Here is a 21,794-nt window from a genome sequence, read left to right as displayed (position 1 = left end):
CGCGCATCTGCGCGCATCGTTCGCAAAAACGTGCGCTCAGTGCGGTGCGTCGGCCGCGTCGTAGATGCAGGACAACACCGCTGCCGCGGCGGCATACAGCGTGGCAGGCACTTCCTTGCGCAAGCGGAGCGAGGCGAGCAGCGCCGCCATCTGCGGATCCTGGTGCAACGGAATGCCGAGCGCACGTGCACGCGCCAGCAAAGTCTCCAGCGATTCCGGCGGGAGACTCACCGGCGTGGCTGGTGCATCGTTGGGGCCGCCGGATAGACGCAGGGTGACGCGACGACGAGCGGGCGGCAGTGCGTTGCTCATGCCATGGTCCTCAGCAGGATCGCGCTGTGCTGATGGGTGGATTGCGGCAGCCCCTGCTGGCAGGAGAGCTGATCGAGGATCAGACCGGTCGCCGACAAGGCCTGGCGCAATGGCCCGAACTGTTGTTCGAGTCGATGCACCGTATCGGCGCGCTCCGCCCACAGGCGCACCGACAGACGCACATCGCGCAATTGCAGTTCACCCTGCAACGGGCCCAGGCCTGGCAGGTCGATGGCGAAGCCGAAGGTCCACGAGGAACCGGTGCCGCCTTCAGCGTTCTGCTGCAGCTGGACCTGCAGGATGTCGCGACCATCTTCGCCCTGCAGCGGAATCTCGATCATCCAGGCAGATGCAGTGGTGGCTTCGAGCTGGGCCACTTCCACGCGCGCCAGGGCCGCATGCACTTCGCCATGCAGGCGACTGAGCAGGGCATCGACATCGTCATCGAGCAGCGACAGCGGCAGCAGCGCGCGTGGCTGTGCCTGCAGGCCGCGTTGTTGCAGTGGCGGTGGCGTCTCGCTGGACGAGCTGCTCGCGCGTCGCGCCGGCAGGTAGTCGTCGAGCAGGCTGGCCAGCCGCAGCAGTGCACCCTTCCAGTCTTCCTGGCTGAGCCCGGCCATATCCAGGTTGGGCTCGGCCAGTTGGGATTCCAGGAACAGGCCGCTGCGCTTGATCGCTTCTTCCAGCCCTTCGCCGCGGGTGATTTCGGTGGGCGTGCGCACCACGTGTTCCAGCGCGGCGAGGGCCGGGCGCAGGTACGCCGGCAGCTGCCGCAACGCCGGGCGCTGGGCCAGCGCGTCGAGCGTGGCCAGCAAGGGTGCATAGCCGTTCTGCTGCGGCAGGCGTTCGCGCATGGCCACTTGTGCCGCCGGCGCGGCGGTCTGCGGCAGCATCAGCTCAAGCTGCGGCTGTGCGCCCAGGGTGAGCACGCGAACCTGGAACTGGGCCGGCAGCTGCTGGCCGGTGGGCGCTTCGGTCTCCACGGCGACGGCGCCGATCTGCAGCACCATCATGCCGTCCGGATTGATCCCCAGCGGACGCGCGGACAGCACCGTGCCGATGCGCCAGCTCTCCGCGGCACTGCCGGAAGCAGCGCCGGCCCAGGCGAGGGCTGCGAGACTGGTGGGTTGGATGATCAATCGTAGCTCCTTGCGAACAAAGCGACGTGCGCGCCCGTCCGTGCCCTAGGCATCGGCGGCCTTCGAGAAAACTTGAGGGCTCATTTTGCGCGGATCGGCGATGCCCCGACGGGACAAAGATCGCTAAAGCGAACAACGGCATGGCCGATAAACCACCCGTAGACGCCCAACGGGCAGGCACAGGATCACACCATGGGCAAGACGACGGGTGAGGCAAAGGCCAAGGCGCGCGTGATCGCGCTGCCGGCCGATTTCCGCCTCGGCAGCGTGGCGGACGTAAAGGCCGAACTGATCGAAGCGTTCGACGCCGCCGCGCAGCTCGATGGCGCGGGCGTGGAGCGGGTGGACACCGCCGCACTGCAGCTGCTGGTGGCGTTCCGCCGCGAGGCGGCGGCGCGCGGCCAGTCGCCGACCTGGCTGGGTGTGAGCGAAGTGATGCGTGACGCGGCCGGCGTGCTCGGCCTCGCACAGGCTTTGGAACTGCCGGCACCGATGCCGGCCTGAAACTGAGGTGGAAGATGGCAAAGATTCTTGCGGTTGACGATTCGGCTTCGATGCGCGGCATGGTGGCCTTCACCCTGCGCAACGCCGGCCATGATGTGAGCGAGGCGGAGAACGGCCAGCTCGCGCTCGATGCGGCCAAGGGCAGCAGCTTCGACCTGGTGCTGGCGGACGTGAACATGCCGGTGATGGACGGCCTGAGCATGGTGCGCGAGCTGCGCACGATGCCGGCGTACAAGGGCGTGCCGATCCTGATGCTGACCACCGAGTCGCACACGGACAAGAAGATGGAAGGCAAGGCCGCCGGCGCGACCGGTTGGCTGGTGAAGCCGTTCGATCCCGAGCAGCTGCTGGCGACCGTCAAGCGCGTGCTGGGTTGATGCCCCTCACCGTCATTCCGGCGAAAGCCGGAATCCAGTGCCTTCTTTTGCCGGTCTAAAGCAATGTCACTGGATCCCTGCTTTCGCAGGGATGACGGTCAAGAGCGACGTTTCTAAAGAGTAGAGATCCCCATGAGCAAGGCCGGTCTGGCGCAGTTTCAACAGGTGTTCATCGAAGAGAGTCTGGAAGGACTCGATACGATGGAGTCGTCGCTGCTTGCGCTGGACGAGGGCGGCGACGGCGAGCTGGTGCACACCATCTTCCGCGCTGCGCACTCGATCAAGGGCGGCGCGGCCACCTTCGGTTTTCCGGAGATGTCCTCGTTCACCCACGAGGCCGAGTCCCTGCTGGATGAAGTGCGCAGCGGCAAGCGCGCCATCGACGGCTCCATCATCGAACTGCTGCTGCGCACGGTGGATTGCCTGCGCGGCATGTTCGCCCGCGCCCAGGTCGGCGAGCCGCTCAACGACACCGTGGCCGAAGGGCTGCGCAACGAGCTGGCCGCCGCGATGGGACGCGGCACGCCGGCTGCTGCCGTGCAGGCGCGCCGCGATGTGGATCAGGCTGATGCCTGGACGGTTCGCTTCCGTCCGCATGCCGGCATGCTCGCCAGCGGCAACGAGCCGCTGCGACTGATCCGCGAGCTGGCCGGCCTCGGCAAGCTTCAGGTCACGCCCGAGTTCGACAAGTTGCCGGCCTTCGCCGCGCTGGAACCGACCGAGTGCCATATCGGCTGGACCATCGAGCTGACCGGTCCGGTCAAGCGCGCCGATATCAAGGGCGTGTTCGATTGGGTCGAGGACGAATGCGATCTAGTCATTGAGGCGAAGCACGTCGTAGCCGAGGTGGCCGCCGCACCGGCGGCACCTGTCGCTGCACCGGCTGCACCCGCTGCGGTGGCCGACGCCGGCGCCGCGCGTGCGCAACGCGAAACCAGCGCCGAGTCCAGTTCGGTGCGCGTATCGATCGACAAGATCGATGGACTGATCAACCTGGTGGGCGAGCTGGTGATCACTCAGTCCATGCTCGACACCTTCCGCGAAGGCGACATCGACGCCGCGCGACTGGCCGTGCTCGAACAAGGCCTGGCCCAGCTGGCGCGCCACACGCGCGAGCTGCAGGAAAGCGTGATGGGCATCCGCATGCTGCCGATCGCCTCCGTGTTCAACCGCTTCCCGCGCATGGTGCGCGACATCAGCCAGAAGCTCGGCAAGCAGGTGAAGCTGGAGCTGATCGGCGAACAGACCGAGCTGGACAAGACGGTGCTGGAGAAGATCGGCGATCCGATGGTGCACCTGGTGCGCAACGCCATCGACCACGGCCTGGAAACGCCGGACAAGCGCCGCGCGGCAGGCAAGGGTGATACCGGCACGCTCACGCTCAAGGCTTCCCATCGCGGTGGCAACATCGTGGTGGAAGTATCCGACGACGGCGCCGGCCTCAATCGCGACGCGATCGTGGCCAAGGCGATCCAGCGCGGCATCATCAGCAGCAGCGAAGGCATGAGCGACGACGCCGTGGCCGAGCTGATCTTCCAGCCCGGCTTCTCCACTGCCGCCGTCACCACCGATCTTTCCGGGCGTGGCGTGGGCATGGACGTGGTCCGCCGCAACGTGTCCGATCTGGGCGGCACCGTGGCGATCCGCAGCACGCAGGGCAACGGCAGCGTGTTCACCATCACCTTGCCGCTGACCCTGGCGATCATCGACGGCCTGACCGCCGCGGTGGGCGAAGAGCGCTACATCGTGCCGCTGGTCTCCATCGTGGAGTCGGTGCAGCTGAAGGCCGACGCGGTGCGCAGCGTGGTGGGTGGCGGCGAGCTGTTCCGCTTCCGCGGCGAATACCTGCCGGTGATCCGCCTGCATGACGCATTCGCTTGCGAGGGCGCGGTGCACGCCATCGACGAAGGCCTGATGGTGGTGGTGGAAGGCGATGGTTCGCGCGTGGGTTTGTTCGTCGACGGCTTGATCGGCCAGCAACAGGCGGTTGTGAAGTCGCTGGAAGCGAACTATCGGCGCGTGCAGGGCGTCTCCGGCGCAACCATTCTCGCCGACGGCTCGGTCGCGCTGATTGTCGACATCGCCGGACTGGTGCGCATGCAGGGTCGCCGGAAAGCGGCCTGATTCACCGACTCGTCATGCCTGCGTGACCAGCTTCGCTGTTGTGAAGCTGCTCGCAGGGATGACGGGAAAAAACCACGACACGTTGATTCCAAGCCGCGACAGGAAGCCGCGGCGCGCTGGCCTGCGGCCCGCGTCAGGGCAGTGCAGGGCATGAATTCGGGCTATCGCAATCCGCCCGTGGCAAAGAAGGTCGCCCCCCATGAAGTCTCCCATCAAGTACATCGATCAACTGAGTCTGGCCGCCAAGGTATGGCTGGTCATCGCCTTTGTGGTGGCGGGCCTGGCGACGCTGACCCTGGTCTCCGCGCTGGATAGCCGCCGCCTGCAGATGGCCTCGCGCGTAAGTGCGCTCGGCGACGAAGTGAATACGGCCATCTCGCTGATCGAGAGCTATCACGCGCGTGCCGTGGCCGGTCAGCTCAGCGACGAAGATGCGAAGAAGCAGGCGCTGGCGGCGGTGTCCGCGCTGCGCTGGAACAAGGGCGCGGGTTACGTGTTCGCGTTCGATTCCAACTTCGTGATGCGCATGCATCCGATCATGCCCAAGCGCGTGGGCATGAGCATCAAGGACGAGGCGGACAGCCAGGGCACCTTCATGTATCGCCACATGATGGATGCCGACCAGCGTGAGGGTTTCGGCGCCACCGAATACATGTGGCCGATGCCGGGCGGCAAGCAGGACGAACACAAGATCACCTACACCAGCTGGTACAAGCCGTGGGACCTGCATGTGGCGTCGGGTGCCTATTTCGTCGACATCAACGAACAGTTCCGCCACGCCTTGATGGTGAGCCTGCTGGAGGCCGGCCTGGTCGGTCTGCTGGTGATCGGCGTGGTGTGGCAGTCGATGCGCAGCATCCGCCGCAGCATCGGCGGCGAGCCCGCGTTTGCCCTGGCCATGGCGGCGCGCATCGCCGACGGCGACCTGGCCGGTCACGGCGAGCTTCGCTTCTCGCCCGACAGCATGCTCGATGCACTGGAACGCATGCGTACCAAGCTGGTGGGCATCGTGCGCGAGGTACAGCAAGGTTCGCAGGTCGTGTCGAGTGCCGCGCAGCAGATCTCGCGTGGCAATGACGACCTGTCGCATCGCACGCAGGAGCAAGCCTCGAGCCTGGAAGAAACCGCCGCGTCGATGGAAGAGATGACCTCGATCGTGCGCCAGAGCGCGGACAACGCCGGCCATGCCGACCAGCTGGCGCGCAGCGCGCGCATGCAGGCCGAGCGCGGTGGCGAAGTGGCGACACGCACCAGTCACGCCATGCGCGAGATCGAAGGCGCCAGTCGCCAGATCACCGACATCGTGCAGTTGATCGACGAGATCGCCTTCCAGACGAATCTGCTTGCGCTCAATGCCGCCGTAGAGGCTGCACGCGCTGGCGAACAAGGCCGCGGGTTCGCGGTCGTGGCTGGCGAAGTGCGCAACCTCGCGCAGCGCAGTGCGTCGGCAGCCAAGCAGATCAAGCTGCTGATCGGCGACACGGTGGAGAAGGTGCAGGCTGGCTCCACCCTGGTGGCCGAATCCGGCCAGGTGCTTGCGGGCATCGTGGACAGCGTCAAGCGCGTCACCGACATCGTGGCCGAGATCGCCGCCGCCGCGCAGGAGCAATCCTCGGGCATCGATCAGGTGAACCGCGCCGTGATGCAGATGGACGAAGTCACCCAGCAGAATGCGGCCCTGGTGGAAGAGGCGGCGGCCGCCGCACGCGCCATGCAAGAGCAGGCCGATGAGCTGGAACGCCAGATCCGCTATTTCCGCCTGCAGGGCGAAGCGCGTGTCGCGACGCGTCCCGCGGTCCCCGCGCGACAGCCGGCACCGACTGTGCCGAAGCCGCAGCTCGCCTCGGCGAGCGCGGGCTGGACCGAGTTCTAAAAAACCGTCGACGGCCGGCATGGCGCCAGCCGTCGGCAGGGTGTTCTTGCGGCGAAGGATTCCAAGGGGCGCCGTTCGCAACATCAACCACAGCTGCGACAGGAAGCCGCGGCGCGCGGGCCGCTGGCCTGCGTCAGAGCAATGCAGGGAATGAATCCGGGCAATCGCAGAACCGTCCTTTTCATTCTGAAGGTCAGTGTCATGAAGTCTCCGTTGAAATTCGTCGATCGCCTGAGCCTGGCGGCCAAGGTGTGGTTGGTCATCGCCTTTGTGGTGGCCGGCCTGATGGCGCTTACCGTGGTATCCGCCATCGACAGCCGTCGCCTGCAGATGGCGGCGCGCGTGCATGCCTTGCAGGACCACGTCGCCAGCGCTACTGCCGTTGCGCAAAGCTTCCACGATCGTGCCAAGGCGGGCGAGTTCAGCGAGGAAGAGGCGCAGCACCGAGCTTTCGAGGTCATCCGCACGATGCGCTGGGGCCAGGGTTCCGGCTACGTCTTTGCGTTCGATTCCAACTTTGTCATGCACCTTCATCCGATCTTCCCGGAGAAGGAAGGCAAGAATGTACGCGAGGACAAGGACCCGGACGGGAAGCCGCTGTGGCAGATGATCGCGGCCGTGGATCGCGCGCAGGGCTCGGGCATCACCCAATACTCGTGGCCCATGCCGCCGGACAAGCAGATCGAGCCCAAGATCACCTACAGCGCATGGTTCCAGCCGTGGGACATGCATATCGGCACGGGCGCCTACTTCGTCGACATCAACGAACAGTTCCGCCACGCGCTGCTGGTGAGCCTGCTGGAAGCGGGCGTCGTCGGTCTGCTGGTGATCAGCGTGGTGTGGCAGTCGATGCGCAGCATCCGCCAGAGCATCGGCGGCGAGCCGGCGTTTGCGCTGGCCATGGCTGCACGCATCGCCGACGGCGACCTGGCCACGGGCGATCACGCCGAGCGCTTTGCAGCGGGCAGCCTGCTCGACGCCTTGCAGCGCATGCGCGGCAAGCTGGTGGAGATCGTGCGCGACGTGCAGCAGGGCTCGCAGGTGGTGTCGACGGCGGCCCAGCAGATCTCGCGCGGCAACGATGACCTGTCGCACCGCACGCAGGAACAGGCGTCCAGCCTGGAAGAAACCGCCGCCTCGATGGAAGAGATGACCTCCATCGTGCGCCAGAGCGCGGACAACGCGGGCCATGCCGATCAACTTGCCCGCAGCACTCGCGCCCAGGCCGAGCGCGGTGGCGAGGTGGCCACGCGCACTCGTCACGCCATGGGCGAGATCGAAGGCGCCAGTCGCCAGATCACCGACATCGTGCAGTTGATCGACGAGATCGCCTTCCAGACCAATCTGCTCGCACTCAACGCCGCCGTGGAAGCAGCGCGTGCAGGCGAACAGGGCCGTGGTTTCGCCGTGGTGGCAGGCGAGGTGCGCAACCTCGCCCAGCGCAGCGCCTCGGCCGCCCGGGAGATCAAGGCGCTGATTGGCGGCACGGTTGAAAAGGTGCAGGCCGGCTCGGCGCTGGTGAGCGAATCGGGCGAGGTGCTCGCCGGCATCGTGGACAGCGTGAAGCAGGTGACGGACATCGTGGCCGAGATCGCCGCCGCCGCGCAGGAGCAATCCTCGGGCATCGATCAGGTGAACCGGGCCGTGATGCAGATGGACGAGGTCACCCAGCAGAACGCGGCCCTGGTCGAGGAGGCCGCCGCCGCGGCGCGCGCCATGCAGGAGCAGGCGGATGAGTTGGAGGTGCGGGTGCGGTATTTCCGGTTGCAGTCGGAAACATCGAAACCGAAAGGCGGTACGCGAGCAGCGCCTGCGTCGCCGGTCACGGTCCGGCCATGGGCTCTAACGACCTGATCCGGCGTCAGCCCTGTGGGAGCGCACCCTGTGCGCGACGGCGCTCCATCGCGCGGTGTCGCCAGGTCGTCGCGCACAGGGTGCGCTCCCACAGGGACACGGCCAGCCCGGCCACAGCGCTCCAATTCGCTCAAGTTTCCCCCATCACCGCCGATCCAGAACCCGATAGGGGGCCTCGCACGCGGCCCCGACCACGAGGCGAACATGTCCGACAACACCCGGAGCGAGGCGCTCCAGTCACAGTACCTCACCGTCAACCTCGCCCACGAGGAATACGGCATCGACATTCTGGCGGTCCGGGAAATCCGCGGCTGGACCCCGGTGACGCGCATTCCGCAGGCGCCGCATTACGTGCTCGGCGTGCTCAACCTGCGCGGTGCGATCGTGCCGGTGATCGACATGCGCCTGCGCTTTGGCCTGGAACGCGAAGCCTATGGAACCACCACGGTCACGGTGATCATCACCGTGGTAGGCCGCAACTTCGGCGTCGTGGTCGACGCCGTGTCCGACGTGCTTGACGTCACGCCGGACGCCATCCGCCCGGTGCCCGACATGGGTACCACCGTGGATACGCAATACCTCAAGGGGTTGACCGCCGCCGGCGAGCGCATGGTGCTGCTGCTGGACGTGGACAAGCTGTTGCAGCCCCAGGACGCACAGATGCTTGAGGCGGCGCTGCCAGCCGTCTCCGATGTCAAAGCCGTGGCCTGACCGACATACGCAGGATTGGAACCAACATGAAGAAGTTCGCACTGAAAGCCCCGGAACTCAATGTCAGGAACCGCATGCGTGCGGTGCTTGGCCTGCTTGGCCTGATGCTGATCGCCGGCGCCGTGATCGGCATCGGTTCGATGCAGCAGCAGAACGATGGCATGGGCAAGATCTATGACGAAGAGATCGTGCCCGCCCAGCTGATCTCGCAGATCTCGCAGCGTTCGCTGATGTCCTTCATCCTGCTGGGCGAGTCGAGCTCGCTGGTCAGCAAGCCCGAGCAGGTCAAGGCCAAGCTGGCCGACTACGAGAAGATGCAGGCGGAAATGGAGGCGCTGAAGAAGCAGTTCGAAGCGATCCCCATGAGCGATGCGGTGAAGAAGCAGTTCAACGACTGGCGCTCCACCGATGCCGACTACAAGGACGCCAAGGATTCGCTGGTCGACGCCCTCAAGCAGGGCGACACCGGTTCGTCCGAACTGCTGGAAATGCAGGTGCGCCCGTTGATGATGCAGCGCCAGGACGTGCTGGCCAAGCTGGTCGACGCGCAGCGCGCCGATGCCAAGCAGATCTACGACGCGCAGGTGAGCCGTTACCACCTCGTGCGCACGGTCAGCATCATTGCCTTGATCGTGGGCTTGCTGGTGGCCGGTCTGATGGCCGTACTGCTGATGCGCTCCATCCTCAACACCCTGGGCCAGGCGGTGAAGGTTGCCCACGCCATCGCCGGCGGCAAGCTCGGCCACAAGATCGACGTGACCCGCAAGGACGAACTGGGCGAGCTGCTCGACGCCCTGCGCACGATGGACGAACGCCTCTCCTCCATCGTCGGCGAAGTGCGTCACGGTGCCGGCTCGGTGAGCTCGGCCGCGCAGCAGATCGCCCGCGGCAACGACGACCTCAGCCAGCGTACGCAGGAACAGGCCTCCAGCCTGGAAGAAACCGCCTCCTCGATGGAGGAAATGACCTCCACCGTGAAGCAGAACGCCGAGAACGCCAGCCACGCCAACCAGCTTGCCAGCGCCACGCGCCGTCAGGCCGAGCACGGCGGTGAAGTGGCGGCGCAGGCCAGTTCGGCCATGCGCGAAATCAACGATTCCAGCCGCAAGATCTCCGACATCGTCAGCCTGATCGACGAAATCGCCTTCCAGACCAACCTGCTCGCACTCAACGCTGCGGTGGAAGCCGCCCGTGCCGGCGAACAGGGCCGCGGCTTTGCGGTGGTGGCGACCGAAGTGCGCAACCTGGCGCAGCGCAGCGCGGGTGCGGCCAAGGAGATCAAGGGTCTCATCAACGACAGCGCGGAAAAGGTGCGCGTGGGTTCGTCGCTGGTGGACCAGTCCGGCAAGGCGCTGGCCGACATCGTCGACAGCGTGAAAAAGGTCACCGACATCGTGGCCGAGATTGCCGCGGCGTCGCAGGAACAGTCGGCCGGCATCGACCAGGTGAACCATGCCGTGCTGCAGATGGACGAGATGACCCAGCAGAACGCCGCGCTGGTGGAAGAGGCCGCAGCTGCCGCTCGTGCGATGCAGGAGCAGGCTGGCGAACTGGCTCGCCAGGTCGGCTTCTTCCAGCTCGGCGAAGGTGGTACCGAAGTGGCGACCGAGAAGGCGCGCTCGCAGTCGGTGATGGCTGAAGCCGAGGCCGTGTTCGCCGCGGTGCGCAGCTCCAACGCCCCGGCGCCGCGCGCTGTTGTCCGGGCTGAAGCCTCGGACGCCGGTTCCTGGAAGGAGTTCTGAGCATGAACACGGCTGCCGCGATGGACAACCAAGCCGGCGTGGCGGCCGTGGGCGGCCCGTTGCTGGGCAATGCCGAGTTCGAGTTCCTGCGCACTTTTGTCTACGAGCAGTGCGGCATCTCGCTGGGTGAGCACAAACGCCAGCTGGTGCAGGGCCGTCTGCTGCGTCGCCTGCGTGCGTTGAAACTGCGCGATTTCCAGGCCTACTGCGAGCTGCTGCGGCGTGATCCGCAGCAGGAGCTGGGCGAGCTGGCGAGCGCGATCAGCACCAACGTGACGGCGTTCTTCCGCGAGTCGCATCACTTTGATCTGCTCACCGACGAGCTGCTGCCGCGCTGGATCAGCGAGAAGAAAAACGGCGGCCGCCTGCGCATCTGGTCGGCCGGCTGCGCCACCGGCGAGGAGCCGTACACGCTCGCCATGGTATTGGCCGAAGCGTTGGAGAAACACGGCGCGCAGCAGATGGATGCGAAGATCCTTGCCACCGATCTGTCGCCGCAGGCGCTTGAGACGGCACGCAAGGGCGTGTACGCGCTCGAGCGCCTCGAAGGGGTCAGTGTGGAGCGTCGCCGCCGCTGGTTCCTGCGCGGCGAAGGCGACTACGCCGACTACGTCTGCGTGAATCCGCGCCTGCGCGAGCTGGTCAGCATCCTCCCGCTGAACCTGCTGCACGACTGGCCGATGCAAGGGCCGTTCGACGCGATCTTCTGCCGCAACGTGGTGATCTATTTCGACAAGCCCACCAAGCAGCGCCTATTCCAGCGCTATGCCGGTCTGTTGCCGGACGGCGGCTACCTGTTCCTCGGCCACTCCGAGTCCATGTACGGACTCAATGACAGCTTCGACCTGATTGGACGGACGGTCTACCGGAAACGCAATACATGAATGTCCTAGCCGCCCAACTCCCCGTGGGCACAGGGTATGACCCGGCCCGCGTGTTGCCGGGCTTCGAACACCTGCGTCGCTTCTGGGATCCGACGCAGTCGTGCATGACGGTCAAGGTGTTGCCGGGCGAGTTCTACGTGAGCGCCCAGCAGGAAATGATTTCCACCGTGCTGGGCTCCTGCGTGTCCGCCTGCATTTACGACCGCGTGCGCGGCCTGGGCGGCATGAATCACTTCATGTTGCCCGAGCCGATCGGCGGCGAGCGCGGCGGCTGGGCCGACACCATCGGTCGCGCGGCACGCTACGGCAACGACGCCATGGAGCAGCTGATCAACGCCATCCTCAAGGCCGGCGGGCAGCGCGCGAACCTGGTGGTGAAAGTGTTCGGCGGCGGACGTGTGCTTGCCACCATGACCGACATCGGCCAGCGCAACATCGCTTTCGTGCGCCGCTATCTCGAAGCGGAACGGCTGGAAGTGGCCGCGGAAGACCTGGGCGACGTGCATCCGCGCCACGTGCAGTTTTTCCCGACCAGCGGCAAGGCGCGCGTGCGCCAGCTGCGTGGCCGCACCGACGCCGTGCTGGTGGACGGCGAGCGCCAGTATCTCAAGCGTTTGGCAAACGATCCGATAAAGGGAGAAGTGGAACTGTTCTGACGCCGCGCGCGTCACTCCAGTTTCCTCTGCAGGCATCAGGCGCCGACACGGGCCGGCGGATGCGGGTGATCCACCCGCGCCGCACCACGAAGGCGAGACGAATACGCGATGGAAAGAGTACGTGTCCTGGTGGTCGATGATTCCGCACTCGTGCGGAAGCTGCTGTCGACCATGCTTTCGTGCGATCCGGGCATCGAGGTGGTGGGTACCGCCGCCGATCCGTTGATTGCGCGCGAAAAGATCAAGCAGCTCAATCCCGACGTGCTCACGCTGGATGTGGAAATGCCGCGCATGGACGGCATCACCTTCCTCGAAAACCTGATGCGCCTGCGCCCGATGCCGGTGGTGATGGTGTCCTCGCTCACCCAGGAAGGCGCGGAAGTGACCCTGCGCGCGCTGGAGCTGGGCGCGGTCGATTTCTTCACCAAGCCGGGCAACGACCTGGCCAGCACGTTTGCCGAGGGCGCGCAGGAAATCTGCGCCAAGGTGAAGCTGGCCGCCCTTGCGCGGCCGCGTCAGCGCACCGCCGTGCGCAAGCTCGATGTGCCGCCGCGCCTGAGCGCCGATGCGGTGCTGCCGCGCGCCCAGAGCGCCGGCACCCGTGGCGGCATGCCGATCATCGCCATCGGTGCGTCCACCGGTGGCACCGAAGCCATTCGCGTGGTGCTTGAAGCGATGCCGCCGGACGCGCCGCCGATCGTCATCACCCAGCACATTCCCGCCGCTTTCAGCGGTCCGTTCGCCGCTCGCATGGACACTTGTTCCGCGATGCGCGTGTGCGAGGCGCGCGATGGCCAGCCGATCCAGGCCGGCCATGCGTATATCGCGCCGGGCAGCCAGCACCTGCTGGTGATGTGGGATGGCGCCAAGTATGTGTGCCGCCTGCACAACGGTCCGCCGGTGAATCGCCACAAGCCAAGTGTGGACGTGTTGTTCCGATCCATGGCCGCCAGCGTCGGCCAGTCGGCGATCGCCGCGCTGCTCACCGGCATGGGCGACGACGGCGCGCGCGGCCTGCTCGAACTGCAGCAGGGCGGGGCACGCACCCTAGTGCAGGACGAAGAATCCTCGGTGGTGTGGGGCATGCCCGGCGCCGCCTGGAAGCTGGGCGCCTCCAGCGAAAAGCTTCCGCTCGAACACATTGCCGCGCGCCTGCTCGCGATGGCGCATCAACCTGTTTCCCGCGCCGCTGCGGCGGCCATCTGATCGGCAGATACCTTATGGATACTCTTTTCTCCTTCATGCACAAGCGCCCGGTGGCTGGCCTCGCCGCCAGTGCGGTGGCGCTGGCGCTGACCATGCTGTGGCCGTCGGCGTGGCTGGGCCCGCTGGTGGTCGTGCTGCTGACCGCGGCGTGGATCATCGAGACGCGTCGTGCCGTGCCGGCGATCGAGCCGGTCATCGACGTCTCGCTGGCCCACCATGAGCCCGTGCGCGAGGCGCTGGAGGAAGTGCGCAGCTCGCTGGTCGACGAACTGGGCCATGCCACGCGCGAACTTCACCAGGCACTGGACCTGCTGCGCGATGCCGTGTCCGAACTCGGCGGCGGCTTCGATGGCCTGTCGCGCAAGACCGGCATGCAGCAGTCGCTGCTGCGCCAGATCATCGACGGCCAGAGCGAAGGCGTCTCTGTGCAGGATTTTGCCGCGCGCACCAGCGATCTGCTCGCCCACTTCGTCGACATGATCGTGCAGATGTCGCGCGAAAGCCTGCGCATCGTCTACCGCATCGATGGCATGGCCAAGGAAATGGACGCGGTGTTCGGCCTGCTCAAGAACGTCAACACCATCGCCGAGGAAACCAACCTGCTCGCGCTCAATGCAGCGATCGAAGCAGCGCGTGCCGGTGAATCCGGTCGTGGCTTCGCGGTGGTGGCCGGTGAGATCCGCAACCTGGCCAGCCATTCCAACCAGTTCAACGAACAGATCGGCAGCCACGTCGAACGCGCCCGTACCGCGATGGAGCAGCTGCGCGGACTGGTCGGCACCATGGCCTCGCAGGACCTGAACGTGGCGCTGTCGGCCAAGGGCGGCATCGACGCGATGATGGCGCACGTCACCGAGAGCGACGCCCGGACCAGCAAGGTCGCCGACCAGGTGGTGGAGATCAACCGCGGCCTGGGCACCGACGTGGCCACCACGGTGCGCTCGCTGCAGTTCGAGGACATCCTGAGCCAGCTGATCAACCAGACCCGCCAGCGCCTGGTCGAGCTGCAGGACATCACCACCGAGTGCACCCGCGATATCCAGGAGCTGGCCTGCAGCCCGATCGATGCCGAGTCGCTGGCGCAGCGCGCCGAGCGCGTACGCAACCGCCTGGCCATCCAGCGCGAGAAGGCACGCCTGCGTTCGCGCGGCCCGGCGCTGCAGAACTCGATGGATGCCGGCGAGATCGAACTGTTTTGAGGAACTGAGCCATGAGCCTGACCGTCCACCACGACCCCGACCTCGACTGCGTCACCCTGCAGCTGGGCGAACGCTTCGACTTCACCGTGCACCGCGCCTTCCACGACGCCTGCCTCGGCGGTCGCGCCGCGCGCAGCTACGTGATCGACCTGGGCGAAGTCTCCAGCATGGACAGCTCCGCCCTCGGCATGCTGCTCCTGCTGCGGGAGCACGCCGGCGCCGATCGCGCGGAGATCCGCATCGTCAACGCCGATACCGGCCTGCGCGGCACCTTGCGCGTGGCCGGCTTCGACAAGCTGTTCGTACTGCACTGACGTCTCGCATCGCCTGCGGGCAGGGCGCTTAGTGCACGCCCTTTGCCTGCGATGCCGGACGATGCGCCTGAAACGCGCGTGACGCGGCATCCGCATGGGCGATGCGCTCCGCCGTCATCGGATGGCTGGCGGCATAGCGCATGCTCTTGTCCTCGCCCTTGATCTCCGGATGCGCGCGTTTCAGCGCCTGCATCGCATGCACGAAGGCCACCGGATCGATGTTCTGCTGCGCCAGCGCGTCGAAGGCGTAGCTATCGGCATCGGCCTCGAACCCGCGCGAATAGTGCGCGTTGATGAGGAACATGGGCACGCCCGCGGTCACGCCGCCGAGCGAGGTGACATCGCCCATCAACATCCCCGCGACGATGAAGACGCCCGAGCTGCGTAAGACCTCGCGCAGCAGATGATGGTGCGCCTGGTGGCCCAGCTCATGCGCAACCACCGCCGTGAAGGCCTGGTCGTCCGGCAGCTCCTTCATCAGCGCATCGGTGAACACCACGCTGCCATCGGGCATGGCAAAGGCATTCGCGCCGATGGCTGGCGCCGTGTAGAAGCGCAGGCGCACCTCGGGCAGGCCGTGGATGCCCTGCACGAAGTGCTGGAACACGGCCTGGTAATGCGCCTGCTGCTCGGGCTTGAGCGTGGTGGGCATCAGCAGGCGGCCTTCCAGTGCGGCCAGCGACTGCGTGCCCATGCTGTGTTCCAGCGTGGCCGGCAGATGTGAGGCGATGCGGTCGGCCGCCCACGGCACGCCGAATTCGAACAGTCCAATCAGCGCCGCCACGATGATCACGACGCCGGCCATCGCCGCCGGCCACTTGCGCTCCAGCCAGTCGACCACGCGTTCAAGGCGATGGTGACGGGGAAACCAGTCATCGGGCAGCAGGTCGTGATCGACCTGCAGGTAAGCACCGTCGGCCAGCCGCAACGCATAGGGCAGGCCGATCACCCGTGCGCTGGGTTCAAAGGCCTCCAGCGGCGACTGCCAGTGCTGCGTGCGATCGCCGGTGTGCCAGAGCAGCACGGAGTGTTCGCGCCATACCGTCACCGGTATGGCGCGAGTGGATCGTCCATCGAAGTAGACGGCCGGGATCATCGTGCTTACAGGCCGATGTCGATGCCCAACAGGCTGTCCATTTCCGTCGCCGCGGCACCGATCTCGCCGTGGGCAAACGCATCGCGCACGAAATCGTCGAGGTCGCCCGCACCCACGATCTCCACGTGATCCGCCCGATAGCGCGCCAGGCGTATGCGCGCCCAGGGCATCGCCAGTCCGATCGTGCAAAGCACGGCCAGGCCGTTGGTGAGGTAGATGCCGAACATCTCCCAATACCCCAGCGTGGAGCGGAAGCGATACGAACCCAGTTGCGCGTTGTTGTAGAGCAGGTTGGTCATGCGCGTGTGCACGTAGGTCCAGGCGCCAAGATAAAGCGGCGCCATGCAGGCGTAGACCGCGGCGATGGCAAGCAGCGGCGGCGCCTTGGGCTGGACCGCCATTTGGCTCTTGAAGGCGAAGAACACGCCGCCGATCAGCATCGCGGAAGGGGCCATCCATGCGAACGCCACGCCGGCGGCTTTGATATAGACACCGTAGTAGTCGCTGACTTCGGCCGCGAACTTGAACGACTTGCCGCCGAAGTGATGGTTCTCGACCATCCATTCCTGCTGGTGGCCCTTGATCCAGGGCATGATCACCGCGATGCCGCCGAAGATCAGCACCGCGCCAAGGCCGGGATGGCCCGCGAGCGACGCGAGGGAGAAGCCCACCAGCGGAATGCCCATCAGGAAATACGCGCCGAAGTACCACTTGTAGGCGCCGCCGTAGTCGTCGGTGAAATAGAAGCGCAAGCCGCGCCAGGAGGAGTAGCGCGCGCGGAACATCAGGCTCTTGACGATCATCCACGGCATGAAGACGGCGATGACCAGCGCGGCAGCGACCTGTGCGGGTTTGAAAAACTGTCCGCCCAGCACATAGGTCGCAAAGATCAGGGCGGTGAGCAGCCGTCCCTTGAGGATCGGTATCGGCTTGGCCAGGTATTCGAACGGCGTGCCGGCAAGCACGGTGTTGGCATGCATGTAGCGGCGCGTGCGCACCGTGGCCCAGGCCGAATAGATGCCCAGCGTCACCAGGCTCAGCGCCACGTTGACGATCCAGATGCGGAAATAGTCCCTGGCGTTGCCGCGGAACTCCAGGCGGCGGCCCTTGCTTACGGGTAAGGCAGGTGGAGCGACGTCAATCTCGGGCAAGTACACGCCCGAGGCCATGGTCTCGTCATGCATAGCTTGGATTCCCCTGATCGCCTCCCCCCCGGGAAGCGAGAGGAGCATAGCCGAGAATCTCGCCCTTCGACGCTAGGAATGCATGTAAGGGTTGCCTGAACCTTGCGTCAGCTGCAGGGCTGCCAGCGCCAGGCTCAGGCTGCCCGGCGCAACAGCTGCTCGGCCGTCCGTTCAATTGACGCTGCCATCGACGGGGCGTAGGTTTCTACGGACATCGGGAGCATCCTTCCCGGGCTTGTCGTGTTCGGTGTTTCCAGGCACACGTCGTCGCTTCCGCCCCCTCGACTTGCGCACACGGCGATCGCCACGTGTGGCAACAGCGCGTGTCGATTCGCAGGTATTCGGATCCATGCAGGGGCATGAGGTGGACGTTCCGTCCACCATGGAAAGGGACGTCCAAACGCAGGTTTCCGCGCGCTCGCGGATGCCTTACCGACCTCGTCGAACTGCTGGAGGACGTGTGATGATGACTTCCGTTTCGTGCAGCATGAAGTGTGCGTTGCTGGCGCTGGCCTGCGTCTTTGCAGGATCGGTATGCGCCCAGGACATGGTCAAGGTCGCACCGAAAAACACCAAGGTGCTGATCGACAACGATCAGGTACGCGTCATTGAGGTCTGGTTGAAGCCAGGCGAATCGCTGCCGATGCATTCGCATCCGGCCAACGTCGTCTACTTCGAGACGGGCGGCAAGGCCAAGAGCACCAGCGCCGACGGCAAGGTGACCGAGATGGAGCGCAAGGCAGGCGAGGCGATCTACAGCGAGCCGATCACGCACAGCAATCAGAACGTAGGCACGACGCCGACCAAAGCCTTGGTGGTCGAGCTGAAGACGGCGAAGTAAGTTCGCCCGGCGATACGGTGAGGGCGGCCGGCTTCGCTTTCAGCAGGAAGCCGGCCGATCCGTTTTCGTGGACGGCGCAGGGGCCGTCAGCAGCGCGAATCGCCTGCTTCGGCAAGGCGTGTATCGTGATCGCCCGCATAACTCACGCCGTTGCGGCCGTCGAACTTGGTGCGATACATCGCCTGGTCGGCCTGGCGCACCAGGTGCTCGAAACGCGTGCCCTGCCGTGCCACCGCGACGCCGATGCTGGCGGTGACGGGGATGGTCTGCTCGCCCATGCGTGCATGCGAATGGGCGAGTGCGAGCCGCAGGCGTTCGGCGGTTTCCAGTCCCTGCACCAGGGTGGCGCCGGGCAGCGCCACCACGAACTCTTCGCCGCCGTAACGACTGGCCAGATAATTCGGCCACTGCACGGCCTTGCGCAGCATCTGCGCCACGTGGCGCAGCACCGCGTCGCCGGCGTCATGGCCCCAGCGGTCGTTGATCTGCTTGAAGTGATCCAGATCGAAAATCAGCAAGGCGAACGGCTGTCCGCGTTCCAGGCAGCGTTCCAGCGACGCGCGGCCTTCGGCCACGATCGCGCTGCGATTGAGCAGGCCGGTGAGGCCGTCCGTACGCGCCGCGCGGCGCAGGTCCACCATCAGTCGTTCGGTGATCAGCTGCAGCAAGGCGAAGTACGAGGCCAGCGTGGTCAGGATGCCGACCACATAGGTCGCCGCCACCGGCATGCCAGCCGTCATCAGATTCTGGCTGGAACCTGGATCCAGCGGAGCGAAGACGCGGGCGAGATAGAACAGGCCATTGGTCACCAGCACGGCGCCGGCGATGCGGCAGCTCTTGCGGATGTCCGGCTCGCTGTAACGAAGCAACAGATACGCATAGGCGAAATTGAACGCCATCGCCTGCAGGCTGCCGGCCAGCAAGCGTGCGCCCAGGTTGGGCGTGGCAAAGGCGAACCAGGCGATGGCGCCGGTATAGACCACGGCAAAACTGCCCGGCCAGCGCCAGCGCATCGGCAAGCCCAGGTGCTGGGCAATACCCTTGAGCGCGAGGACGTTGCCGGTGACCAGCAGACCGTTGCCGATGACGATCGAGATGACATCGGGGATGTGGTTGCGCAACCCGATCAGGGTGACGCCCAGGGTGTTGATCCAGATGCTGGCCACCCAGATACGCAGCACCTTCTGTGTGTTCAAGACCGCCATCAACGACGTGAAACCAACCGATGCGCCGATGCCCATCAGCAGGCAGGCGAGGGTCAGGGTAGGGATGTCGAGATGCATGGCTCTCCCTGGTGCCAGGTCCCTCCCGGCCGAGAAGGCGCCCTGGGCCTCCGATGAGGCGGTGTCTGGGTCTCCTCAGCATATCGGACAAATCCTCAAAAACTTGAACTGCGTCACACTTGCTCGACATCGGCGCAAAAAAAGAGGCCCCGGGAGGAGCCTCGAAGAAAAGCAAGATAAAGCGTAGGGGCTTACACCAAACGAGGTTTACCAGGTGCGCACGTCGGCCACGCCGACGGTGTACTGCTGCATCTCGGGGTCGAAGCGGAACAGACGGCCCAGATCGAACTCCACCGACTGGCCCGGACCGATGTTGGTGGTGCCGGCCGGCCAGCCCTTCTTGCTCTGGATGACCTTGCCCGAGGTGTCCTTGGCGTCGATGCTGATCTGCGCGGCGGCCGCTTCGGCGCAGTGGTTCACCAGCGAGCCGCTGAGGCTCAGGCGGGCGGCGGCACCGGCGCCGACCAGCTTCATCTTGAAGTCCTGCACGGCGAAATCGGTCGGGGCGCAGGCGGCATGGGCGGCCAGCGGAGCGGCCAGGAACAGGACGGCGGCAATCAGGGTCTTCTTCATAAGGGGGTCCATGATGTGGTCAGGTTGGGATGGGTCGACATGACTCACATCGGCGTTCCCGCCGAAATCTTTAGCCCCCGCTGAGGTTTGCGTTCAGGTTGGCGGCTAGGGCTGGGTGTGCTCGATGAACCACAGGCCGGCGAACAGCTTCGGGTCGATCGAATAGCCTTCGGCGGCGCGCGCAAACAGCCACCGCCCGGCCTGCGCCCGCGGCACTTCGTGGACGATGATGTTCTCGCTCTCATCGCCACCACCGTGGCCGACCTTCTCGAGATCCCAGGCGCGCACGAAGGCGATCATCTCGGTGCTCATGCCCGAGGAGGACGGCCCTTCGTGGATGAACTGCAGGCGCGCGCAGCGATAGCCGGTTTCCTCTTCCAGCTCTCGGCCCGCCGCGAGCAGCACGTCTTCATCGCCATGCTCGTGCAGGTCGCCGACCAGGCCGGCGGGCATCTCGATGGTGTGCTTCTGGATGGCCACGCGGTACTGCTCGACGAACAGCAGCTTGTCCTCCGGCGTGACCGCCAGAATGATCACCGCGCCGCCCGGGTTGTTGCGCTCGGCAAACTCCCAGCGCCCGCGCTTGCGCAGGCTGAGCCACTTGCCGACATGAAGGGTTTCCACCGGCGCGTCGGCGTCGGCGGGAATGCGGGAGTCTGGCTGATTCATCGGCGTGGCCGCGCGGCAGGAGGGGAGTCATGCATGTTGCCGCGCCCTCCGTTCGGCCACAACCACACCGTCATTCCACCGCCAGTTCCACTGGCCGCGGTTTGATGCGCACCGCCCACATCACGCCGGCGATCAGCAAGGCGATGCCTGCCAGGGTAAGCGCGCCGGGCGGATGACCGCGCAAGATGAAGGCATAGGCTAGCGCGGCCAGGGTCTCGAACACGATCAGCTGCCCCGCGATCGCCGTGGGCAGACGCTGGCTCGCGGCGTTCCAGCACAGCGCGCCCAGCCACGAGGCGAACAAGCCGATCGCGACCATCAGGCCGATGAAGCGCCAGGGATGCGGACCGAACGGCATGGCGAACGGCTGATCGGCGATCTTCATCACCGACCACAGCAAGCCATAGCCGCACACGGCCAACGGCAGAGTGGCCAGACCCAACGCCGTGGCCCACGCGCGCGCACTGCGATCCGGATGCCGACGCAACCAGGCCGCGTTGCGCAGCGGATACCAGGTCCAGCAAACCACCGCGCCCACCGCGAGCAAACCGCCGCGCACATAGCGCCACAGGTCAGCACCGGAAGGATGGCCAAGCATGGCGATCTCTGCCCGGTTCACGCAGGCGATGCCCATGGCGATCAGCCCCAGCGAGGGCGCCAGCGCGAGCCATGGCAGGTGGCCATCGCGATGGCCGTAGCGCAGATTGGCAGTGACCGCGATGACCACCGGCAAGGTGCCGATGATCATGCTGGGCAGCGGAGCGCCGGCCAGCTGGATCGCGCTGGCCAGGCACAGGTAATAAAGCAGGTTGCCGATCGCGGCGAGCTTGAGCGCTTCCACCCAGTCGGCGCGGCTGAGCACACGCAGTGCGCTTCGATCCATCCACGCCAACGGCAAGGCGATCAGCCCAAAGGCGAGGTAACGGCCTACCGATTGCAGCGCCGCCGGATACTCCGGCAGCAGCAACGGACTGACGAACACCAGACCCCACATCAGGCCGGCGGCGAGTGCATAGAGGGTGCCTTTCAACATGGACGCAGTGTGATGTGTCTCAGAGGTGATGTCTTGTACGAGATTGCGCCCTGCCGAGCGTGCGCACTTTTTTTGTGGGAGCGCACCCTGTGCGCGACAAACCTCGCGAACAGTAGTCGATTGTCGCGAAAGGCCAGTCGCGCACAGGGTGCGCTCCCACAAAAATCTAGGGGGATCGCAGACTACGAGTGCACCGCCCGCTGATGTGCGCGACCGCGGA

At 65.8% G+C, this 21,794-nt stretch carries 21 protein-coding genes; 13 read left to right on the top strand and 8 right to left on the bottom strand.

The window, feature by feature from the left end; translation table 11 throughout:
* Window positions 1-36 precede the first annotated feature (36 nt).
* A complete protein-coding gene (locus Y882_RS16705; protein WP_046973086.1) occupies window positions 37-312 on the bottom strand; it encodes an EscU/YscU/HrcU family type III secretion system export apparatus switch protein in 276 nt (91 codons plus the stop codon).
* The gene (gene fliK / locus Y882_RS16700) at window positions 309-1,451 is read right to left on the bottom strand and encodes a flagellar hook-length control protein FliK (RefSeq protein ID WP_046973085.1); all 1,143 of its coding nucleotides are present in this window, start codon (window positions 1,449-1,451) and stop codon (window positions 309-311) included. Before fliK ends, Y882_RS16705 begins: the two co-directional genes overlap by 4 nt.
* Window positions 1,452-1,643: 192 nt before the next feature.
* Here fliK and Y882_RS16695 point away from each other — a divergent pair, with 192 nt between their 5' ends.
* The 12 genes from Y882_RS16695 (at window position 1,644) to Y882_RS16640 (ending at window position 14,895) form a co-directional block, all read left to right on the top strand.
* Entirely contained in the window at window positions 1,644-1,955 is a 312-nt protein-coding gene (locus tag Y882_RS16695) for an STAS domain-containing protein (RefSeq protein WP_046973084.1), read from the top strand.
* Between the two features lie 14 nt (window positions 1,956-1,969).
* Window positions 1,970-2,332, top strand: coding sequence for a response regulator (locus tag Y882_RS16690; RefSeq protein ID WP_046973083.1), 363 nt, complete (start codon window positions 1,970-1,972; stop codon window positions 2,330-2,332).
* A gap of 132 nt (window positions 2,333-2,464) precedes the next feature.
* Window positions 2,465-4,456 carry a chemotaxis protein CheA gene (locus tag Y882_RS16685; RefSeq protein WP_046973082.1) on the top strand — a complete coding sequence of 664 codons (1,992 nt, stop codon included), beginning with the start codon at window positions 2,465-2,467 and terminating at the stop codon, window positions 4,454-4,456.
* Window positions 4,457-4,655: 199 nt separating this feature from the next.
* On the top strand, window positions 4,656-6,329 hold the full coding sequence (locus Y882_RS16680; RefSeq protein WP_046973081.1) for a methyl-accepting chemotaxis protein: 1,674 nt from the start codon (window positions 4,656-4,658) through the stop codon (window positions 6,327-6,329).
* Window positions 6,330-6,530: 201 nt separating this feature from the next.
* Complete coding sequence (locus Y882_RS16675; protein WP_046973110.1) at window positions 6,531-8,183, top strand: methyl-accepting chemotaxis protein; 1,653 nt, start codon at window positions 6,531-6,533, stop codon at window positions 8,181-8,183.
* Between the two features lie 204 nt (window positions 8,184-8,387).
* Window positions 8,388-8,894 (top strand): chemotaxis protein CheW, encoded by a 507-nt coding sequence (locus tag Y882_RS16670; RefSeq protein WP_046973080.1) that lies wholly within the window; start codon window positions 8,388-8,390, stop codon window positions 8,892-8,894.
* 26 nt (window positions 8,895-8,920) lie between these two features.
* Window positions 8,921-10,636: a methyl-accepting chemotaxis protein gene (locus Y882_RS16665; RefSeq protein ID WP_046973079.1), complete on the top strand. Its 1,716-nt coding sequence runs from the start codon at window positions 8,921-8,923 to the stop codon at window positions 10,634-10,636.
* A 2-nt stretch (window positions 10,637-10,638) separates the two neighbouring features.
* Window positions 10,639-11,520: a CheR family methyltransferase gene (locus tag Y882_RS16660; protein WP_082121161.1), complete on the top strand. Its 882-nt coding sequence runs from the start codon at window positions 10,639-10,641 to the stop codon at window positions 11,518-11,520.
* Window positions 11,517-12,176, top strand: a complete 660-nt coding sequence (gene cheD, locus Y882_RS16655; protein ID WP_046973078.1) for a chemoreceptor glutamine deamidase CheD — start codon at window positions 11,517-11,519, stop codon at window positions 12,174-12,176. Before Y882_RS16660 ends, cheD begins: the two co-directional genes overlap by 4 nt.
* 108 nt (window positions 12,177-12,284) lie before the next feature.
* Window positions 12,285-13,382: a protein-glutamate methylesterase/protein-glutamine glutaminase gene (locus Y882_RS16650; RefSeq protein ID WP_046973077.1), complete on the top strand. Its 1,098-nt coding sequence runs from the start codon at window positions 12,285-12,287 to the stop codon at window positions 13,380-13,382.
* A gap of 14 nt (window positions 13,383-13,396) precedes the next feature.
* Window positions 13,397-14,581, top strand: a complete 1,185-nt coding sequence (locus Y882_RS16645; RefSeq protein ID WP_046973076.1) for a methyl-accepting chemotaxis protein — start codon at window positions 13,397-13,399, stop codon at window positions 14,579-14,581.
* 11 nt (window positions 14,582-14,592) lie between these two features.
* The gene (locus Y882_RS16640; protein ID WP_199728084.1) at window positions 14,593-14,895 is read left to right on the top strand and encodes an STAS domain-containing protein; all 303 of its coding nucleotides are present in this window, start codon (window positions 14,593-14,595) and stop codon (window positions 14,893-14,895) included.
* Between the two features lie 28 nt (window positions 14,896-14,923).
* On the opposite strand, the gene Y882_RS16635 is transcribed toward Y882_RS16640, so the two are convergent.
* Both Y882_RS16635 and Y882_RS16630 read right to left on the bottom strand, forming a co-directional pair.
* Window positions 14,924-15,991, bottom strand: coding sequence for a M48 family metallopeptidase (locus tag Y882_RS16635; RefSeq protein ID WP_046973075.1), 1,068 nt, complete (start codon window positions 15,989-15,991; stop codon window positions 14,924-14,926).
* A gap of 5 nt (window positions 15,992-15,996) precedes the next feature.
* Window positions 15,997-17,175, bottom strand: a complete 1,179-nt coding sequence (locus tag Y882_RS16630) for a YjgN family protein (protein WP_046973074.1) — start codon at window positions 17,173-17,175, stop codon at window positions 15,997-15,999.
* 463 nt (window positions 17,176-17,638) lie between these two features.
* Here Y882_RS16630 and Y882_RS16625 point away from each other — a divergent pair, with 463 nt between their 5' ends.
* Window positions 17,639-18,016 (top strand): cupin domain-containing protein, encoded by a 378-nt coding sequence (locus Y882_RS16625; RefSeq protein ID WP_156171543.1) that lies wholly within the window; start codon window positions 17,639-17,641, stop codon window positions 18,014-18,016.
* An 86-nt stretch (window positions 18,017-18,102) separates the two neighbouring features.
* On the opposite strand, the gene Y882_RS16620 is transcribed toward Y882_RS16625, so the two are convergent.
* From Y882_RS16620 to Y882_RS16605, 4 genes are all read right to left on the bottom strand, one after another.
* Entirely contained in the window at window positions 18,103-19,299 is a 1,197-nt protein-coding gene (locus tag Y882_RS16620) for a GGDEF domain-containing protein (RefSeq protein WP_046973072.1), read from the bottom strand.
* A gap of 207 nt (window positions 19,300-19,506) precedes the next feature.
* The gene (locus Y882_RS16615; RefSeq protein ID WP_046973071.1) at window positions 19,507-19,872 is read right to left on the bottom strand and encodes a hypothetical protein; all 366 of its coding nucleotides are present in this window, start codon (window positions 19,870-19,872) and stop codon (window positions 19,507-19,509) included.
* Between the two features lie 105 nt (window positions 19,873-19,977).
* Window positions 19,978-20,541 (bottom strand): NUDIX hydrolase, encoded by a 564-nt coding sequence (locus Y882_RS16610; RefSeq protein ID WP_046973070.1) that lies wholly within the window; start codon window positions 20,539-20,541, stop codon window positions 19,978-19,980.
* A gap of 70 nt (window positions 20,542-20,611) precedes the next feature.
* The gene (locus Y882_RS16605; RefSeq protein WP_046973069.1) at window positions 20,612-21,574 is read right to left on the bottom strand and encodes a DMT family transporter; all 963 of its coding nucleotides are present in this window, start codon (window positions 21,572-21,574) and stop codon (window positions 20,612-20,614) included.
* Between the last annotated feature and the right edge of the window lie 220 nt (window positions 21,575-21,794).

The organism is Dyella japonica DSM 16301, assembly GCF_001010355.1.
Classification (GTDB): domain Bacteria; phylum Pseudomonadota; class Gammaproteobacteria; order Xanthomonadales; family Rhodanobacteraceae; genus Dyella; species Dyella japonica.
Note: the sequence above shows the minus strand (reverse complement) of the source record. Positions and strands in the feature narration are given on the sequence as shown.

Coding starts and splice junctions, on each gene's coding strand:
- Y882_RS16705 (WP_046973086.1), bottom strand. CDS start 312: ATGAGCAACGCACTGCCGCCCGCTCGTCGTCGCGTCACCCTGCGTCTA.
- Y882_RS16695 (WP_046973084.1), top strand. CDS start 1,644: ATGGGCAAGACGACGGGTGAGGCAAAGGCCAAGGCGCGCGTGATCGCG.
- Y882_RS16690 (WP_046973083.1), top strand. CDS start 1,970: ATGGCAAAGATTCTTGCGGTTGACGATTCGGCTTCGATGCGCGGCATG.
- Y882_RS16685 (WP_046973082.1), top strand. CDS start 2,465: ATGAGCAAGGCCGGTCTGGCGCAGTTTCAACAGGTGTTCATCGAAGAG.
- Y882_RS16680 (WP_046973081.1), top strand. CDS start 4,656: ATGAAGTCTCCCATCAAGTACATCGATCAACTGAGTCTGGCCGCCAAG.
- Y882_RS16675 (WP_046973110.1), top strand. CDS start 6,531: ATGAAGTCTCCGTTGAAATTCGTCGATCGCCTGAGCCTGGCGGCCAAG.
- Y882_RS16670 (WP_046973080.1), top strand. CDS start 8,388: ATGTCCGACAACACCCGGAGCGAGGCGCTCCAGTCACAGTACCTCACC.
- Y882_RS16665 (WP_046973079.1), top strand. CDS start 8,921: ATGAAGAAGTTCGCACTGAAAGCCCCGGAACTCAATGTCAGGAACCGC.
- Y882_RS16660 (WP_082121161.1), top strand. CDS start 10,639: ATGAACACGGCTGCCGCGATGGACAACCAAGCCGGCGTGGCGGCCGTG.
- cheD (WP_046973078.1), top strand. CDS start 11,517: ATGAATGTCCTAGCCGCCCAACTCCCCGTGGGCACAGGGTATGACCCG.
- Y882_RS16650 (WP_046973077.1), top strand. CDS start 12,285: ATGGAAAGAGTACGTGTCCTGGTGGTCGATGATTCCGCACTCGTGCGG.
- Y882_RS16645 (WP_046973076.1), top strand. CDS start 13,397: ATGGATACTCTTTTCTCCTTCATGCACAAGCGCCCGGTGGCTGGCCTC.
- Y882_RS16640 (WP_199728084.1), top strand. CDS start 14,593: ATGAGCCTGACCGTCCACCACGACCCCGACCTCGACTGCGTCACCCTG.
- Y882_RS16635 (WP_046973075.1), bottom strand. CDS start 15,991: ATGATCCCGGCCGTCTACTTCGATGGACGATCCACTCGCGCCATACCG.
- Y882_RS16630 (WP_046973074.1), bottom strand. CDS start 17,175: ATGCATGACGAGACCATGGCCTCGGGCGTGTACTTGCCCGAGATTGAC.
- Y882_RS16625 (WP_156171543.1), top strand. CDS start 17,639: ATGATGACTTCCGTTTCGTGCAGCATGAAGTGTGCGTTGCTGGCGCTG.
- Y882_RS16620 (WP_046973072.1), bottom strand. CDS start 19,299: ATGCATCTCGACATCCCTACCCTGACCCTCGCCTGCCTGCTGATGGGC.
- Y882_RS16615 (WP_046973071.1), bottom strand. CDS start 19,872: ATGAAGAAGACCCTGATTGCCGCCGTCCTGTTCCTGGCCGCTCCGCTG.
- Y882_RS16610 (WP_046973070.1), bottom strand. CDS start 20,541: ATGAATCAGCCAGACTCCCGCATTCCCGCCGACGCCGACGCGCCGGTG.
- Y882_RS16605 (WP_046973069.1), bottom strand. CDS start 21,574: ATGTTGAAAGGCACCCTCTATGCACTCGCCGCCGGCCTGATGTGGGGT.